This window comes from Pseudomonas sp. A-RE-22 (assembly GCF_019956035.1).
GTDB classification, from domain to species: domain Bacteria; phylum Pseudomonadota; class Gammaproteobacteria; order Pseudomonadales; family Pseudomonadaceae; genus Aquipseudomonas; species Aquipseudomonas brassicacearum.
Window position 1 is genome coordinate 17,522 of the sequence record NZ_JAHBCZ010000021.1, and the last position, 16,303, is coordinate 33,824.

Genomic DNA, 16,303 nt, shown 5'->3' on the forward strand with positions numbered 1-16,303 from the left:
GTCAGTCATTTGTGGCTGACGTCCAGTTTGGTGTAGGTCACTTTTCCGCCTTCGTTGGAATAGCCTTTGTTGTCCAAGGTGTAGACGCCGGCCTTGAAATAGAAGTCGTAGCCTTGCCAGGACTTGTCCAGCTTCACCTGTTTGCCACTGTTGCCGATCAGCACCGAGAGCTGGCCTTGCTTGTCCATTTGCAGCGTGTACGAGAAGGATTTGTTCAACGGCACCTTGGGCACGGTGTAGATCACCGGGCTCTTCTTGTCCTTGGGCTTGATCCGGTATTCCACGTCGATATTGCCGGTACCCTTTTCGTAGCGATATACCAGCTTCAACAACGGCGTCGGCGCGTCCTTGGCGTGAATCTGTGCCACTACCACGCGGCCTTCGGAAGGCACCTGGTTCACCGACAGCTCGCCCTTGAGGGTGTTGGTGCCGCTGTTGTAGCGCCAGTTGCGCAGCTTTCCGTCTTTGCCGGTTTCCCGCAGTTCCGAGCGCGGGTATTCGCTTTTACCGGTATGGGAGCCAGTGACCGGCGCCCAGAAGACGATCCGCTGGCCGTTGTTGTCGAAGTACTTGTTTTTCAGGGTCGGCATGGCTTTGGTCGCCACGACCTGCGCCGGCGTTTGCACGGGCAGGGTAATGTTCCAGACAGTCAGGTCAATCATGATAAAACCCTCCAACGGGACCGGCCGTTACCTATCGGCCGTCAAGGCAAGAACTGCCTTCCGTGGCGCAGTTTTCATGTTATCGACGAGGGCCTGCTTCGCTGGAGGCGCAACTGACGGATGGCTCTGCGATGAGCCTTCCAGGCGCTGAATAGGGCGGATTATCGTATGTCAATTTGTTGCTGATCGGTTAGAGTACGCGCCGCCCGAGAGACGGATCCCGGGCGTTTTCTCATGGAGTATTCAATGAATCACATCAGCAAAGTTGTCGCCTGCGCACTGTTCGGCCTGGCCCTGGCGGGTTGCACCGGCACCCCGATGAAAACCCAGCAATACGACAGCAGCCAATACACCGTTGTCGGCCACAGCGAAGCCAAGGCCACCGGCCTGCTGCTGTTCGGCGTGATCCCGATTCGCCAGAACAACCGTTTCGTACGTGCCCAGGACGCGGCGATCAAGGCCAAGGGCGGCGACGCCATGATCAACACCCAAGTCCAGGAAAACTGGTTCTGGGCCTGGGTCCTGACCGGCTACACCACCTCGGTGTCTGGTGATGTGGTCAAGCTGAAAAACGTTCAGTAACACCGTTGTTTTGATCGTTCCCACGCGGGAGCCTGGGAACGATCAATATTCCTGTTAGCGTCCTCCCACCACCATATGACTGAACGGCGCCACATACGCCTGCAACGTCACCAGCCCGCCCACCAGAATCGCTAGCACCACCGAGTGGAAAAACACGTAGCGCAGGATCTCGCCTTCGTGACCGTACCAACGGGTGGCGGTGGAGGCGACCACGATCGACTGGGCGTCGACCATCTTGCCCATGACCCCGCCGGAACTGTTGGCCGCAGCCATCAACACCGGGCTGATCCCCAACTGTTCCGCTGTCACCCGTTGCAAACCACCGAACAGCACATTGGACGCCGTGTCCGAACCGGTCAGCGCCACACCGAGCCAGCCCAGCAAGGTGCCGAACATGGGGTAGAAAATGCCCGTAGCGGCGAAGGCCAGGCCCATGGTCGCGTCCAGGCCTGAGTAGCGCGTGAGAAACCCCAGGGCCAACATCGCCACGATGGTAATCAGCGAATAGCGCACCACCCAGAGCGTTCGCAGGTAGTGGTGCAGCAGTTGCGGGATGGAATAGCCCATCAGCAAGCCACCGAGAATCGCCGCCAGGAAGATGCCGCTGCCGGTGGCGGTGAACCAGTTGAACTTGTAGACCGCTTCCTCGGTTTTAGGCTGGGGCACCACGGGCGGGACTTTTTCGATCTGCTGGTGGATGGTGCCGAAGGTCACCAGGGGCGAGAAGATCGGGTTGGCCTCACGCATCGGCTTGCCTTGGGGGTCGAGCTTGGCCGATTGGGTCTGCGGGTCCAGCGCCGGGCGGGTATCGAACAGGTTCTTGAAACTCTGGGTGCCCCAGGCGAACACGAAGACTGTAAGGATGATCCATGGCATCCAGGCCCGCAGCACAGCCGGTCGCGCATCACTGGAAAAGGTGGCGCTGGCCTGCGGTTTTTCATCTTCGCTGGCGTCGATTTTCGAATCATCGACCCGTCCCGACAACGCTGCGGACGTGTGCACCGTGGCCGGTTTCCAGACCTTTAGAAAACCGGTGAGGCAGGCCATGGAAATCAGCGCGGCAATCACATCCACCAGCATCGGCCCGTGGTAGTTCGACACCAGGAACTGCGGGATGGCGAAGCTGACACCGGCCACCAGAATCGCCGGCCAGATCTCCAGCATCTTGCGCCACCCGGCAAACGCCCAGATCAACCAGAACGGCACGATCACCGAAAAAAACGGTAACTGCCGACCGACCATCATCGACAACTCCATTTCATCCAGCCCGGTAACCTTGGCCAGGGTGATGATCGGCGTACCCAGGGCGCCGAACGCCACGGGCGCGGTGTTGGCGATCAGCGCCAGGCCCGAGGCGGCCAAGGGGGAGAAGCCCAGCCCGATCAGGATCGCCCCGGTCACCGCCACCGGCGTGCCGAAACCCGCCGCGCCTTCGAAGAACGCACCGAAGCAAAACGCGATCAGCAGCAATTGCAGGCGTCGGTCGTCGGTAATGCGTGCGAGGGAATCCTGCAAGACCTTGAACGAGCCATTCTCGGTGGTCAGCCGGTGCAGGAAAATGATGTTGAGGACGATCCAGCCAATGGGCAGCAGCCCGTTGGCCGCGCCGTAAAGTGCCGCCGAACCGGCCATGCCGGCGGGCATGCCGAAGGCGAAGATCGCGATCAGCAAGGCCGAGGCCAGGGCCATCAACGCCGCCAGGTGTGCCTTGACATGAAAGAACGCCAGGGACGCCAGCATCACCACCACGGGAACCGCCGCCAGGAGCGTCGACAGCACCGCATTACCGAAGGGATCGTAGACTTGTTGCCAGACCATGTTCCACCTCTGCTTTTTATTGTTGGAAGTGCAGGCCCCGGGGGGGATTGGCAAAGAAGTATAGGCGGGGATTGGGGGAGGGGATTGGTCCAGGGAATAGCCAGGCATACTCCAGTCGATCGTTCCCACGCTCCGCGTGGGAATGCCGCCAGGGACGCTCCGCGTTCCGATTCTGGGATGTGACGCAGAGCGTCACGGGATGCATTTCCACGCGGAGCGTGGGAACGATCAGGTTGCGGGAGCTGCGGAAGATCGTTCCTCACGCTCCGCGTTCCGCTTCTAGGCAGTGGGCTCGCTCAGCCCTTCGCCGCCATCGCTGTCACTTCCACTTTCATTCCTTCAACCGCCAGCGCCGCCACGCCCACGGCGGCGCGAACCGGCCAGGGTTTGGCGAAGAAGCGTTTGTAGACCTCGTTGAAAGCGGCGCGGTCAGCCATGTCGGTCAGGTAGATGGTCAGGTGCAGGACCCGATCCATGGAGCTGCCGGCTCCCTCCAGGGCGGTCTTGAGGGCTTGCAGCGTGCATTCGCTCTGCCGGGTGATGTCGCCCAGTTCCAGGCTGCCGTCGGCGTGGGTGGGGATTTGCGTGGAAACCAGCAGGCCGCCGAAACCGGCGACGTCGGAGGAAATGGAGTCCGCATCCGGATCTGGAATAAACGTAATGTCTGGGTTGCTCATGCAAAGCCTCATGCTGGAAAAGAAAAAGACCGCCGCAGTTTACCGTCCATTGCTGCGCCGTTCCTGCATTCCTTTATCCGTGCGCTCCCAGCCCGTTGTTTTGCACCAGCGCCTGGATGTAGGCCTCAAGCGTCGTGGTGCCGTGCAAGGCGTCGTCGCCCACGTCGAAGCCGCTGTCGAGGCTGACGGCGCTCATGCGCGCATAGGATTGCGCCGCAGCGAGGCTGAAGCCGAGGCTTTGGAAGGTGCTTTCCCATTGGTCCCTGGGTATCACGTGCACCTCGACCGGCCGGCCGAGCGCCTGGGAAAATGCCTGCGCCACATCGTTGGGCGAGTACAGGCGAGGTCCCTGCACGTTACGCACGCCAATGTCATCAACCGACGATAGCAACCGCGCGGCCGCCATTTCGCCCAGGTCCCGGGGCGCAACCATGGGGAAGGCCAGGTCGGCTGGAAACAGCGTGGGCAGCTTGCCGGTCTCGCGCACTGTATCGAGCAGGCTGTCCCAGTTGCTCATGTAATAAGCCCCGCGATTGATCGCCGCCGGGATCGACTGGCTGCTCAGCCCTTCTTCCAATTCCCACAAGACGCTGAGATCGCCGATACGCTCGCCAGGCTGGGCGCCGGCGGTGGATTGCACGACGATTTTCTCAAGGCCCGATCCGTCGAGGGCAGCCAGGATGTTGGCGACCGTGCGCCGTTCCACCGCATCGGTATCGGTACTGGGAGCCGCCGGCGGGTTGAGAATGAACGCCCTGCGCCCGAGCCGAAAGGCGGCGCGCAACGACTCGACGTTTTCGGCGTCCGCTTCGACGATTTGAGCGCCCCTGGCGTGCCATTCGGTGGCGTGGGTGGCGTTGCGGGTCAAGATAGTCACGGCATGCCCTGGCGCCAGCAAGGCTCGGGCCGTGGCCGAACCAACGTGGCCTGTGGCGCCCATGATCACGTACATGGCTTTATCTCCCAAAGTCAAAGTCCGCCCTGGGCCGGACGCTGGGTTGTCATTTCCGCTTCAAGGTGCGGTTGCGCGCTGTTCAGGCGTGCGGCCAACTGTTGTGCCTGTTCCCATCCCAGCGCGGGCTCCAGCCAGTCGAGCGCATCGTCGGCGCTGAAGGCCAGGACCCGCTGCTGCTGGTTGACGATGTCGCCATACGTCACCAGGGCCAGCCCGTCACAGCCAAACGGGGTCTCGCTGGCCTGGGCCAGGGCGGCCAGGAAGATTGGCGCCGATTGCCGCGAAGTGGTGTAGGTGAGGCGTTGCGCCTGGGAGGGCGAGGAGGGGGCTTGCGACTCATACCAACCCTCCACGGCGACCAGTACGCGGCCCTCGTGCTTGATGGGATCGAAGACCTTGGAGCGCATCACCAGATGCAAGGGCAGATGGGTCAGCGGCGGCATCGTTCCGACCGACCAGATCGGCGACCACCCCCAGCGAACCTTGATGCACTCCAGGTGCCCACCGCGACGACGAATGGCGCTGACCTGCATGTCTGGCTTGATCAGGCTCTGGCGGTCCTGGGCCTTGGGCGGCGTTGTCACGTGCAGGTCCAGGGGCGTCACGCTTGCATCGAAACGGCTGCCTGGCGTGTCTCGCTGGGCGAAATACGCCAGGGAGTCTTTTGAAGAAACGTGTTGAACAAGACTGTCACACATAACGAAAACTCCCGGCAGTGAAACGCAAAGCATTCCCGATGTGCCCGCCGTTCAGGCCGTGACGGTGGAAGCGCGTCATCGTGGCTTTCAGCGGTGTCATGTAGGTCCGAGCCGTGGCGAATGGCTTGGTTCGAAAATCCTTGCGGCGGGGAGACGAGCGGGCAAAGGGGTGAATGCATGACCGCCATCGCGAGCAGGCTCGCTCCCACAATGGATTTGTGGTGGGGCAGGATTTTTAGCTACGCAGCCGAACCCCTGTGGGAGCGAGCTTGCTCGCGATAGCGGTGTATCAGCTTGCGGGGAGGTTGGCTGTGCTGACGCCATCGCGAGCAGGCTCGCTCCCACGCTGTTGTGCATTGATGAAATCCACAAAAGCCCTCAGCGGCGAGGGCAGGTAGCGGCGGCCGGGGTAGTAGAGGAATGGCCCGGTAAAGCGCTGCCACCAGGGTTCGAGTACCGGCTCGAGGGCGCCGCTGTCCAGGTAGGGCCGCAACCAGTCCTCGAACAGATGGACAATGCCCAGCCCATCCACCGCAGCCTGTACCGCCAGGTCCATCGCGCCGCCGATGCGCACGATCAACGGGCCGCTCGGGTCGACGCTCATCGTTTCGCCGTCACGTTCATATTCCCACAGGGGCAGGGCGCCGCTGGGAAACTTGCCCGTCAGGCAGGCATGCCCAAGCAGGTCCCGCGGATGCTCGGGGCGGCCCCTGGCGTCGAGGTAGGCCGGTGAAGCGGCCGTTGCAAAGCGCTGGAACCGTGGGCCGATGGGGATGGCAATCATGTCCTGCTCCAGGCGCTCGTCGTAGCGAATGCCGGCGTCACAGCCGGCCGCGAGCATGTCGACGAAGCTCTCCTCGGTGACCACTTCCAGGCGGATGTCGGGGTAGCTTTTCAGGAACGGCGTGATGATCGCCGGCAACACCAGCCGGGCCGCGCTGACCGGCACGTTCAGCCTGAGGGTGCCCGAAGGCCGGTCGCGAAAGTCGTTGACCACGTCTATCGCCGCCTCGACCTCGCCCAGGGCCGGGACGATGCGTTCCATCAACCGGGCACCGGCCTCGGTCGGGACCACGCTGCGGGTGGTACGGTTGAGCAGGCGTACACCGAGCCGGCCTTCCATCCGGCGTACGGCATCGCTGAGGCTTGAGGCAGACTTGCCGCTCAGTCGCGCGCCTTCACGAAAGCCCTTCGCATTGACCACGGCCACAAAGGCCAGCAAATCTTGAATATCCGTCGCCATTGTTCTCTCCACCGTACAACCCGTGCTGATTGCACCTGATTATCAAGGGAATGGTCAACGCCTATAGTCGGCCCACTCACATTGATCCGAGGGCGACGAGATGAACATTGCAGGTAAGGCAGGCAGCTTCTTACTGGGCGATCGCACGGTCAAACGCATGGGCTACGGCGCGATGCAGTTGGCGGGGGCCCAGGTCTTCGGGCCGCCGAAAGATCCGGCGACCGCCATCGCCGTGCTGCGCGAAGCAGTGGCGAGCGGGGTCAACCACATCGACACCGCCGATTTCTACGGGCCCCATGTCACCAACCAGCTGATCCGCGAAGCGCTGCACCCTTACGCCCAGGACTTGGTCATCGTCACCAAGGTCGGCGCTGTTCGCGGTGCCGACGCGTCCTGGAACCCGGCCCACAGCCCAGCCGAGTTGACCCGTGCGGTCCACGACAATCTGCGCAACCTGGGCGTGGAGGTATTGGACGTGGTCAACCTCAGGGTGTGGGGCGACCTGCATTCGCCCACCGAAGACTCCATCGAAGAGTCGTTCACGACATTGGCCGAGCTGCAGCGCCAGGGCCTTATCCGTCACCTGGGCCTGAGCAACGTCACGGCCGCGCAGGTCAAGCAGGCCCAGGGCATTGCCCAGGTGATCTGTGTGCAGAACCACTACAACCTGACTCATCGCGACGACGAACAACTCATCGCTGACCTGGGCCGGCAGGGCATCGCCTACGTGCCGTTCTTCCCCCTGGGTGGCTTCACACCGCTGCAATCGGAAACCCTTTCCAGCGTGGCGACGCGCTTGCAGGCATCACCGCTGTGCGTGGCCCTGGCGTGGTTGCTGCAACGAGCGTCGAATATCCTGCTGATTCCCGGTACGTCGTCGGTGGCGCACCTGCGGGAAAATCTCACGGCGAGTGAACTGAAGATCCCTGCGCCGATGCTGGCCGAGTTGGACGGGTTGGTTGGGGCAGTCTAAAAGGCGCGGTCTAGCTGCAATGCCATTCACTGAGTACCTGCCATGAACCTCAGATGAACAGCATCAGCGTCTAGGCATCGCTTTTGTCCGTTTCGTTGCGATGGTGTTCCTGCCAGTTGTCGACGGGGCGGGCACGGTCTTCGTTGAACATGTCCGTGAGCAGCGCATTGGCGCGCCGGTAGGCATCGTGGCGGAGCTTGAGGTCATCTTCCGGCTGGGCGACGATTTCCTCCAGCATCTTGAGGTTCAGCCGTCGGAACTGGTCAGCCCGTTCGCGCGCTTCGTAAGCCCCGACGCCCATGTGCTCCAGCGCACTGCGACCCAATGACAGCGCGCTCTCGAAGGTCTCCCGCTCGGCCGCCTCCACGCCCATCTGCCGCAGGGTGATGAGGTGGCCCATGTCCCGCGCCCGCACGATCAACTGCAACGCAGGGAAGTGCTCCTGGGCCAGTCGGGTCAGTGCCAGGTTGTCTTCCCGATCGTCGATCGCATTGATCAACACCACCGCTTGGGCCGCGCCGGCTGCGTGCAGCAGATCGAGGCGCGTGGCATCGCCATAAAAGACTTTCACGCCGAATTTGCGCAGCGTCTCGATGTTGTCCGGGTCGTGATCCAATACCACCACCTCGACGCCGCAAGACATCAACAGACGTCCGGCGATCTGCCCGAAACGGCCGAACCCGGCGATGATCACCCGTGGATTCTGCTGGTCGACGAGGTCGGATTCGCGTTTGTTTTTCTTGGCAACGGACTCGAATCGATCCAGCAACACGATCAGCAAGGGCGTCAGGCACATGGACAAGGCCACCGCCAGGGTCAGGCTCTTGCCCCATTGATCGGTCAAGATGCCGGCCACGGTCGCCGCACCAAACACCACGAAGGCGAACTCGCTGCCTTGGCCCAGCAACACCGCCTGCCAGGAGCGCTGGCCGGCGGGGACGTTGAGGAACCGGCCCGCCATCTTGATCACCAGCAGCTTGATCAGAATGAAACCCAACGTCAGGGTGACGACCTTCAGCGGTGTGTTGATCAGGGTGCCGAAATCGATCGACATGCCGACACCGATGAAGAACAAGCCCAACAGCAGGCCTTTGAACGGCTCAATGTCGCTTTCCAGCGCATGGCGGTATTCGGAGCTGGCGAGCAGGACCCCGGCGAGGAACGCGCCCATGGCCATCGACAAACCGGCCTCTTCCAGCAGAAAGCCGAAGCCGAACACCAGGAACAGCGCGACGGCACTGAATATCTCGCGCAAGCCTGAGCGTGCCGCGAAGCGCAGCAGCGGCCGTGTCACGTAGCGTCCCAACAGCACGACGATGGCGATGGCGGCGACGATTTTGCCAATCGATAGCAACAACGCCGTGCCCGAAGGCGTGTCGCCGTGGGCTGACAACAGCGGAATCATCGCCACCAGCGGAATCGCCGCGATGTCCTGGAACAGCAGCACGGCAAAGCTGCTGCGGCCGACGGCGGTGGCGGTCAGGTTGCGTTCGCTCATCGCCTGCATGGCGATGGCCGTGGAGGAGAGGCTCAGGGTCAGGCCGACCAGCAGCGCTGCCGTCCAGTTCAGGCCAAGGGCCGTGCAGAACAAGCCAATGGCAGCGCCACAGGCGAGCATCTGCAGGGCGCCACCACCAAACACCATCTTGCGCAGGGCCCAGAGCCGTTTGGGGTCGAGCTCAAGGCCGATGATGAACAGCATCAGCACCACGCCGATTTCAGCGAATTCCAGAATGGCCTTTACGTCGGTAATCAGCTTCAGCCCCCATGGGCCGATGATGCACCCGGCCAGCAGGTAACCCAATACCGGACCCAGGCCAAACCGAACGGCAATCGGTACGATCAGCGTCGCCGAGGCCAGGTAGATCAGCATTTCAATCAGGCTGTGCGTCTCCATTTCAATCTTCCTTCCAGGCGGCCAGGCGTTCGCCGTAGTGTTCGATTTGTGCGTGTTGGGCCTCGGGGTCGGCGGCATAGGCGCCATGCACGACCACCGGCTCCAGCCAGCGCATGCCGCAGTAAATGGCCGTGGCGTGGAGCGGTTGGGCCAGCGCCGAAAAATCGGGGTAGTCGCCGATCGCAAAATGCGCGTGATCGCCACCGGTGGTAACGGCCCACAGCAAGCGCTTGCCTTTGAGGGCGATGGCGTCTTTACCGTAGGCCCAGCCGTGGGTGAATACCTTATCGATCCACAGTTTCAGCAGGGGCGGTGTGCTGTACCAGTACATCGGGTGCTGGAGGACGACAAGCTCTGCTTGTTCCACCGCTCGCTGTTCCGCCTCGACGTCGATGTCGAAGTTGGGGTAAAGCTCGTAGAGCGAACGTATGATCACGTCCGGGTTGGTCGACACTCGCTTGAGCATCTGCTGGTTGACCCGCGATTTGTCGGGGTAGGGGTGCGCATAAATGATAAGAATCATCGGTGAATTCCTTAGTTTGGCTCCGTCGATTCCTGTCTGTCGTGAGCGCGAACGATGGCATTGAGTCGGGCGATACAAACAAGAGCACCTTCCTGGAACAGGGTCCAGGCCGGGAAAACCGGACATCCTACCGAGGAAGGCGCTGATTGTTTAGAGCGGATCGGTACATCGGGCACTTCAGTCAAGCGGCAGCGAGACCCTGGCCTCCAACCCGCCGCCGCGTCGATTCCTCAGGGTCAGCGTGCCGCCATGCTCCAGCACTGTCGCCCGGGCCGCCGACAGGCCCAGCCCGACGCCGCCGGTGTGCTTGTTGCGAGAGCCTTCGATGCGAAAGAACGGCGTGAAGACCTGCTCAAGGTGTTGCGCGGCGATGCCTGGTCCGCGATCCAGAATGCAAATGTCCACACGATTGGCGTCGGCCTCGAGTCGAACAGTCGGCGCGTTGCCATATTTGATTGCGTTGTCGATCAGGTTGACCAAGGCGCGTTTGATGCCGATGGGGCGGCCGACATAAACCAAGCGGTGGGCGTCATCGAATGCGACCTCGGTGCCGGCGTCCTTGAGGTCATCGACGATGGTGTGCAGCAGCTCGGCCAGGTCGAACGCGGTGGCATGTTCCAGGCGGGCATCGTCGCGGAAGAATTCCAGGGCTGAGTTGATCATCGCCTGCATTTCGTCCACGTCCCTGAACAAGCGCGATTGCTGCTCGGCATCCTCGATGAATTCCCCGCGCAGGCGCATGCGCGTCAACGGTGCGCGCAAGTCATGGGAGATGGCGGCGAGCATCTGCGTGCGGTCTTGCAGAAAGTGCTTGAGCTGGGCCTGCATGGCATTGAAGGCGAGGATAGCCTGGCGGATTTCGTGGGGGCCGATGACCGGAATCGGTGGTGCCTGGTGGTCGACGCCGAAGCGCCGGGCGCCTTCGGCAAAGCGTTGCAAGGGTGCTGCCAGGTGTCGCGTGGCGATCAGCGCGACGATAATCGTCGACACCAGGATCAGCGCCAGCATGATCAGGCTGCGCTCCCATTCCTCCAGTCCCCAACTGCGCGCAGGCAGGGAAAACACGACCCACGAGTGGTCGGTCAATTCGATCATCGCGGCGTAGCGTGCGCCGGGCTGGCCGGCGTGCCAATCGCTTGGCTCATAGCCCTCGATCCTCGCATCGGGCCGGCCCAACAGTTGGCGCAACCGCAGTGCGCCATCGTTGTATTCGGGGTCGTCGATCACTGGCAGCTTGGCATCTTCATGGCGTTGGAGCCATTGCGCGTTGAAGCTCTGGTCACTGGCCGCCCTGGCAATGGTGGGCCGCTGTTCGGGCGCTGCCGAGTCGATGATGCGTGTGATGGCGGCGACCTTTTCAATCAGGCCGGTTTCCATCAGGGGCGGGCGGGCCCAGGCATCAGCCAGTTGGCTGAACAACGCGTTAAGGGCCAGCAATGTCAGCATGGCGACCAGGGTGGTCAGGGCGATCCACCGCGCCAGCGTATCCCTTGGCTGTCGAGTGTATTTCATCGCTTCACCACGTGGGGGCTGAAGAGGTAGCCGCTGTTGCGCACGGTACGGATCATCGATACGCCGCTGAGATCGGTCTCCAACTTGCGCCGCAATCGACTGACCTGGACATCGATGCTGCGGTCAAACGCATCGAAGGTTTCGCCGCGCGCCAGGTCCAGCAACTGCTGGCGGGTCAGCACCCGGCGCGGGTGTTCGGCAAACACCAGCAGCAGTTCGAACTCCCCGGTGGACAGCGGGATCATGACCTTGTCCGGTGAACGCAGTTCGCGCCGGGTGACGTCCAGTTGCCAGTTTTCGAACTCCAGGATTGGCCGGGAGGAGTCGTTCAGCGTGTCCCTGGCTTCACCGGTGCGCCGCAGCACGGCACGCACCCGGGCCAACAGCTCGCGGGCGTCGAACGGCTTGGTCAGGTAATCGTCCGCCCCCAGCTCCAGGCCGACGACGCGGTCACTCAATTCGCCCATGGCGGTGAGCATGATGATGCCGACCGTGTGCTCGGCCCGCAATCGTTGGCAGAGCACCAGGCCGTTGTCGCCCGGCAGCATGACGTCGAGGATGATGAGGTCCGGCACCCGCCGTTCCACCGCCTGCCACAAGGCGGTGCCGTCGGCGGCCACATCCACGCTGTAGCCATGTTGTTCGAGGAACTTGCGCAAGAGGGCGAGGACTTCGAGGTCATCGTCCACCAGTAATAAATGGCTCACGGTGGGCACGCAGGGTAATGAATACAGGAGGCGATACTAGGGTCAATCCAGGGCCTGCGTCATATATTTCAATCCGGCAATAAAGTTGCCGGCGGGCAATATTCTGGAAATCTCCAGGTAAAAAAACAGCGGCAGGATGGCCTCGATGTCAGTCAGTTAAAAAATAGTCAGTCCTACACAAAACTTGTGGCGAGGGGATTTAGCGAAACGTCGCCCCCGCTGTGGGAGCAAAGCTTGCTCGCGAAACAGGCGCCTCGATATCTGAAAGTCCGCGTCGCCTTCATCGCGGGCAAGCCTTGCTCCCACAGCAAACATCCTCCTCTTCACAAGAGCTGTGTCCGGCACCGTTTCTTAGCTGATCGGCAGCATCCCATTTCTCGCCGAGATCACCCTGTATGCCGATCACCAGACCCGCTCCGTTGTTTGTTCGATCCACCGTTGTGGTTGTATTGACGGCACTCGCCAGCGGTTGCTCCAGCACACCAGCTGCAAAACCAGGCTCCTGTGAACGCGCGGCCTATACCGTTCACGATCCCGCAGAACCGGTCAACCGCGGCATCTTCGTGTTCAATCGGACCGTGGATGACTATGCGCTGGCCCCGGTTGCCCGTGGTTATCTCAAGCTGCCGGAGATGTTCCAGGCCGGCGTCCACAACTTCGTGGAGAACTTCGGTGAGCCCAAGGTGTTCATCAACGACTTGCTGCAAGGCAATGCACAACGCTCGGTCAACACACTGGGGCGGTTCGTCATCAACACCACCGCGGGCATCGTCGGGCTGATCGATGTGTCGGGCAAGCTGGGCATCGAGCGCCACAAGGCCGATTTCGGCCAGACCTTCGGCGTCTGGAACGTCGCCCCCGGACCGATCGTGGAACTGCCGTTGCTGGGCAGCGCCAACCTGAGAGACGCGACGGGCAAAGTGCTGAGTTTTGCCGTCGACCCGTTTGGCGGCAACAGCAGCACCGTCGATACCCTGGGTACGATCAACACCGTCGGCGGTGTTGTCGATGGCCGCGCCGAGGCATTGCCGCTAACCGACCAGTTGCAGACCGAACCGGATTACTACGCGGCGCTTCGTGATGCAACGGCGCAGCGGCGTGCCGATCTTGTCGCCCAAGGCAAGTTGGGAGCGGTGGTGCAGGAAGACCCGCAATGCCAGGACGGAGCCGCTGCAGATGAATAACCAGGCGTTGGTCCTGCATCGGCGAATGCGCGCGCTCGATCCGGATGTGCTGCATTGCCGTGAGGTTGAACTGCGGTTGGCCGAGGATGGTCGCCACGTGCTGCTCAACCGATATGTCGAGATGTATCGCCATGAACACGTCAGTTGGTGCGCCATCCAGCAGCATCGGGTGCCGTTGGCGAGGATGGTGCGCTGGATGGTCGATAACGGCGAGCAGGTGAGGGGTTAGTGGCAATTTGCTCCTGGAATACAACGGTATCTTGGGAGCGGATGCCATGAAACATTTCTACATAATTACGCATTAATAATGGTTGTACGACGTCGTATCTAATATGTTCGACTGTGGCCGTTTCTCACAAAAAAAATAAACGGAGATTCCATCCATGACGAGCATTCCTTCCGCTGAAGGCCAGGCTGCGGCGTCCACGCAAGGCCGTTTCGTTCGCCTGCTCAAGCTTCTCGGTCCCGGCATCATTGCGGTCCTTTCCTGGCTGGGCGCCGGCGACTTGATCACTTCATCCGTGGCCGGCGCGAATTATGGCTACGCGATGATGTGGGTACTGGCGGTCTCTCTGCTGCTGCGTTACCTGATCGTCAACATCATCGCGCGCTTCCAGCTCTGCAATAACCAGGGCATGACCATCCTGCAAGGTTATGCCCAGCTCAATCCGTTTTTCGCCTGGTTCCTGTTGGTGTATGCGTTGCTCATGGGGCACCTGATGAACGCCTACATGATCAAGGGGGCTGGCGAAGCCTTGGCCATGTTGCTCAAGATCGACTATCCAATGCTGTGTTCGGTGGCTGTGGTGTTGGCGGTGTGGATGCTCGTCGGGCGTAATATCTATTCGATGATCGAAGGCGTGATGAAAGGGCTGCTGGCGATCATGACGCTGGCGTTCCTGGCCCTGGCGGTGATGTCCGGCCCGGATGTCGCCGGCATCGTCAGAGGCACCATCGGCTTCAGTATCCCGCCCGATGAAGGGGTTCACGGCGCGTTGCTGGTAGCCGTCTCGGTGATCGGTGCGGTGGCCGGTTCGATCGCCAACTTCGTTCATCCGTATGTCATGCGCCAGAAGGGCTGGGTAGGGCCTGAACACAAGCGTATCCAGCGTAACGACCTGCTGTTTGCGGTGTTTGTCGGGATCATCATCAACCTGGCCATCTGGATCGTCGGCGCGGAAATCCTGCGGCCCAACGGCATCGAGGTCAATACCCTGGGCGATTTGGGCAAGGCCCTGGAAATGTTCTTCGGTTCGATCGGTTGGTACGTGTTCTTTATCGGTGTGTTTGCCACGCTGTTCGCCAGCATCTCCGGCAAGACCACGGCGTTCCCGATGCTCATCACCGACGCCTTCCAGCACGTACGGCCCGAGCGCCGGGAACGTTACGGCAAAGAGTTCCACCGTGACCCGATGCACAAATGGTTCATGCTGTTCATTCTCGTGACGCCACTGATCTGGTCGCTCCCCGGCATGCCGGACTTCGTCACGCTGACCATCGGCGTCAACGCGCTGAACATCATCGGCTTGCCGGTGATTTCCCTGGGCCTGCTGATCATGTCCAACCAGAAGTCCCTGCTGGGCAAGGAATACCGCAACAACCTGTTCGAGAATATTGCGCTGGTGTTTGCCACCGGCCTGGCGTTGTGGGTTGCGTTTCAGTTGGGCGTCGATCTGTTCACCTGAGGCCCGGTAACCTGCAACTTTCGGGGGGACTGCTAGACTTTATCGTCCAGTCCCATTCGGAGAGCCGGCATGAACAATAAAAACAGGATATGCCTCTGGTACGACGGTACCGCACAGGAAGCTGCGGAGTTCTACGCCAAGACGTTTCCCGACAGTGCGGTGAACGCTATCCATCTTGCCCCGGGCGATTATCCGTCGGGCAAGCAAGGCGATGTGATCACCGTGGATTTCACGGTGATCGGCATCCCTTGCATCGGCCTCAACGGCGGGCCGACGTTCAAGCACAACGAGGCTTTTTCATTTCAGATCGCAACCGATGACCAGGCCGAAACGGACCGCTTGTGGAACGCGATCATCGACAACGGCGGCCAGGCGAGCGCCTGCGGCTGGTGCAAGGACAAGTGGGGGCTGTCGTGGCAGATCAGCCCTCGCGTGTTGGTTGACGCGGTCACCAGTTCCGATAAAGCGGTCGCCAAGCGTGCCTTCGAGGCCATGATGACGATGACCAAAATCGACATTGCCGCGATTGAAGCCGCGGTGAAAGGCTAGCCGACGAATCACCACCATCATTCCCCCTGTGGGAGCGAGCTTGCTCGCGATAGCGCCGGCACAGCCAACATTGATGCAAACTGACCCACCGCTATCGCGAGCAAGCTCGCTCCCACATTGGTGGGTGGTGACTTCTATTTTTCGACCAGCACAGATCCCCCTGTGGGAGCGAGCCTGCTCGCGATGGCGCCGGTACAGCCATCTTGATGCAGCGGACCTATAGAGTGGTTTCAGGCAACCTGGCAATAACCTTGATCTCGAACTGAAACCCATACAGCCACGTCACGCCCACCGCCGTCAGCGTCGGATGCGGCGCGCTGCCCCAGAACTCGGGCACGACGCTCCAGACCCGCTCGAAGGTTGATTCGGGGTCGACCATGAAGACCGTGACGTCCACCACATCGTCAAAGCTGCAATCGGCCGCGGCGAGTATCGCCTTCAGGTTGTTGAACGCCAGCCGAACCTGAGCTTCCAGGTCGGGCTCCGGCGAACCTTCTTCGGTGCTACCAACCTGTCCCGAGACGAACAGAAAACCATTGGACCGAATCGCCGGCGAATAGCGATTACGCTCATAGAGTGCCTGGCGTCCAGGCGGGAAAACCACGTAGCGCTGTGTCATGAATACCTCCATCAAAGAG

17 protein-coding genes are annotated in these 16,303 nt (G+C 61.3%); 6 read left to right on the forward strand and 11 right to left on the reverse strand.

All coding sequences use genetic code 11. The annotated features are described in order from the left end of the window. Positions 1–5 precede the first annotated feature (5 nt). Entirely contained in the window at positions 6–662 is a 657-nt protein-coding gene (locus KGA89_RS11980) for a polysaccharide lyase family 7 protein (protein ID WP_027912009.1), read from the reverse strand. A 246-nt stretch (positions 663–908) separates the two neighbouring features. On the opposite strand from KGA89_RS11980, the gene KGA89_RS11985 reads away from it, so the two are divergent. Then, positions 909–1,244 (forward strand): hypothetical protein, encoded by a 336-nt coding sequence (locus tag KGA89_RS11985; protein WP_003203257.1) that lies wholly within the window; start codon positions 909–911, stop codon positions 1,242–1,244. Positions 1,245–1,298: 54 nt separating this feature from the next. Here KGA89_RS11985 and KGA89_RS11990 read toward each other — a convergent pair whose 3' ends face one another. From KGA89_RS11990 to KGA89_RS12010, 5 genes are all read right to left on the reverse strand, one after another. Continuing rightward, entirely contained in the window at positions 1,299–3,062 is a 1,764-nt protein-coding gene (locus KGA89_RS11990; protein WP_003203255.1) for an L-lactate permease, read from the reverse strand. A 296-nt stretch (positions 3,063–3,358) separates the two neighbouring features. Further along, positions 3,359–3,739 carry a RidA family protein gene (locus KGA89_RS11995; RefSeq protein WP_013693688.1) on the reverse strand — a complete coding sequence of 127 codons (381 nt, stop codon included), beginning with the start codon at positions 3,737–3,739 and terminating at the stop codon, positions 3,359–3,361. Positions 3,740–3,812: 73 nt separating this feature from the next. Next, a complete protein-coding gene (locus KGA89_RS12000) occupies positions 3,813–4,691 on the reverse strand; it encodes an NmrA family NAD(P)-binding protein (protein WP_223471648.1) in 879 nt (292 codons plus the stop codon). Between the two features lie 17 nt (positions 4,692–4,708). Further along, on the reverse strand, positions 4,709–5,392 hold the full coding sequence (locus tag KGA89_RS12005; RefSeq protein WP_223471649.1) for an SOS response-associated peptidase family protein: 684 nt from the start codon (positions 5,390–5,392) through the stop codon (positions 4,709–4,711). 289 nt (positions 5,393–5,681) lie between these two features. After that, positions 5,682–6,635: a LysR family transcriptional regulator gene (locus tag KGA89_RS12010; protein ID WP_223471650.1), complete on the reverse strand. Its 954-nt coding sequence runs from the start codon at positions 6,633–6,635 to the stop codon at positions 5,682–5,684. Positions 6,636–6,735: 100 nt separating this feature from the next. Here KGA89_RS12010 and KGA89_RS12015 point away from each other — a divergent pair, with 100 nt between their 5' ends. Further along, a complete protein-coding gene (locus tag KGA89_RS12015; RefSeq protein WP_223471651.1) occupies positions 6,736–7,608 on the forward strand; it encodes an aldo/keto reductase family oxidoreductase in 873 nt (290 codons plus the stop codon). Positions 7,609–7,678: 70 nt separating this feature from the next. Here the strand turns inward: KGA89_RS12015 and kefC are convergent, their stop codons facing one another. The 4 genes from kefC to KGA89_RS12035 form a co-directional block, all read right to left on the reverse strand. Then, on the reverse strand, positions 7,679–9,505 hold the full coding sequence (kefC, locus tag KGA89_RS12020) for a glutathione-regulated potassium-efflux system protein KefC (protein ID WP_223471652.1): 1,827 nt from the start codon (positions 9,503–9,505) through the stop codon (positions 7,679–7,681). Position 9,506: 1 nt separating this feature from the next. Continuing rightward, entirely contained in the window at positions 9,507–10,028 is a 522-nt protein-coding gene (kefF, locus tag KGA89_RS12025) for a glutathione-regulated potassium-efflux system oxidoreductase KefF (protein WP_039012409.1), read from the reverse strand. Between the two features lie 177 nt (positions 10,029–10,205). Next, positions 10,206–11,540: an ATP-binding protein gene (locus tag KGA89_RS12030; RefSeq protein ID WP_039012408.1), complete on the reverse strand. Its 1,335-nt coding sequence runs from the start codon at positions 11,538–11,540 to the stop codon at positions 10,206–10,208. After that, positions 11,537–12,247, reverse strand: a complete 711-nt coding sequence (locus KGA89_RS12035) for a response regulator (RefSeq protein ID WP_223471653.1) — start codon at positions 12,245–12,247, stop codon at positions 11,537–11,539. The genes KGA89_RS12030 and KGA89_RS12035 overlap by 4 nt, the downstream gene beginning before the upstream one ends. Positions 12,248–12,642: 395 nt before the next feature. On the opposite strand from KGA89_RS12035, the gene KGA89_RS12040 reads away from it, so the two are divergent. From KGA89_RS12040 to KGA89_RS12055, 4 genes are all read left to right on the forward strand, one after another. Beyond that, positions 12,643–13,431, forward strand: a complete 789-nt coding sequence (locus KGA89_RS12040; RefSeq protein ID WP_223471654.1) for a VacJ family lipoprotein — start codon at positions 12,643–12,645, stop codon at positions 13,429–13,431. Beyond that, positions 13,424–13,660, forward strand: coding sequence for a hypothetical protein (locus KGA89_RS12045; RefSeq protein ID WP_027912012.1), 237 nt, complete (start codon positions 13,424–13,426; stop codon positions 13,658–13,660). The genes KGA89_RS12040 and KGA89_RS12045 overlap by 8 nt, the downstream gene beginning before the upstream one ends. Before the next feature lie 154 nt (positions 13,661–13,814). Next, positions 13,815–15,116 (forward strand): Nramp family divalent metal transporter, encoded by a 1,302-nt coding sequence (locus tag KGA89_RS12050; RefSeq protein ID WP_003203225.1) that lies wholly within the window; start codon positions 13,815–13,817, stop codon positions 15,114–15,116. Positions 15,117–15,185: 69 nt separating this feature from the next. After that, positions 15,186–15,665, forward strand: a complete 480-nt coding sequence (locus KGA89_RS12055; protein WP_013693684.1) for a VOC family protein — start codon at positions 15,186–15,188, stop codon at positions 15,663–15,665. Between the two features lie 217 nt (positions 15,666–15,882). Here the strand turns inward: KGA89_RS12055 and KGA89_RS12060 are convergent, their stop codons facing one another. Then, positions 15,883–16,284: a RidA family protein gene (locus KGA89_RS12060; protein ID WP_223471655.1), complete on the reverse strand. Its 402-nt coding sequence runs from the start codon at positions 16,282–16,284 to the stop codon at positions 15,883–15,885. Between the last annotated feature and the right edge of the window lie 19 nt (positions 16,285–16,303).

Coding starts and splice junctions, on each gene's coding strand:
- KGA89_RS11980 (WP_027912009.1), bottom strand. CDS start 662: ATGATTGACCTGACTGTCTGGAACATTACCCTGCCCGTGCAAACGCCG.
- KGA89_RS11985 (WP_003203257.1), top strand. CDS start 909: ATGAATCACATCAGCAAAGTTGTCGCCTGCGCACTGTTCGGCCTGGCC.
- KGA89_RS11990 (WP_003203255.1), bottom strand. CDS start 3,062: ATGGTCTGGCAACAAGTCTACGATCCCTTCGGTAATGCGGTGCTGTCG.
- KGA89_RS11995 (WP_013693688.1), bottom strand. CDS start 3,739: ATGAGCAACCCAGACATTACGTTTATTCCAGATCCGGATGCGGACTCC.
- KGA89_RS12000 (WP_223471648.1), bottom strand. CDS start 4,691: ATGTACGTGATCATGGGCGCCACAGGCCACGTTGGTTCGGCCACGGCC.
- KGA89_RS12005 (WP_223471649.1), bottom strand. CDS start 5,392: ATGTGTGACAGTCTTGTTCAACACGTTTCTTCAAAAGACTCCCTGGCG.
- KGA89_RS12010 (WP_223471650.1), bottom strand. CDS start 6,635: ATGGCGACGGATATTCAAGATTTGCTGGCCTTTGTGGCCGTGGTCAAT.
- KGA89_RS12015 (WP_223471651.1), top strand. CDS start 6,736: ATGAACATTGCAGGTAAGGCAGGCAGCTTCTTACTGGGCGATCGCACG.
- kefC (WP_223471652.1), bottom strand. CDS start 9,505: ATGGAGACGCACAGCCTGATTGAAATGCTGATCTACCTGGCCTCGGCG.
- kefF (WP_039012409.1), bottom strand. CDS start 10,028: ATGATTCTTATCATTTATGCGCACCCCTACCCCGACAAATCGCGGGTC.
- KGA89_RS12030 (WP_039012408.1), bottom strand. CDS start 11,540: ATGAAATACACTCGACAGCCAAGGGATACGCTGGCGCGGTGGATCGCC.
- KGA89_RS12040 (WP_223471654.1), top strand. CDS start 12,643: ATGCCGATCACCAGACCCGCTCCGTTGTTTGTTCGATCCACCGTTGTG.
- KGA89_RS12045 (WP_027912012.1), top strand. CDS start 13,424: ATGAATAACCAGGCGTTGGTCCTGCATCGGCGAATGCGCGCGCTCGAT.
- KGA89_RS12050 (WP_003203225.1), top strand. CDS start 13,815: ATGACGAGCATTCCTTCCGCTGAAGGCCAGGCTGCGGCGTCCACGCAA.
- KGA89_RS12055 (WP_013693684.1), top strand. CDS start 15,186: ATGAACAATAAAAACAGGATATGCCTCTGGTACGACGGTACCGCACAG.
- KGA89_RS12060 (WP_223471655.1), bottom strand. CDS start 16,284: ATGACACAGCGCTACGTGGTTTTCCCGCCTGGACGCCAGGCACTCTAT.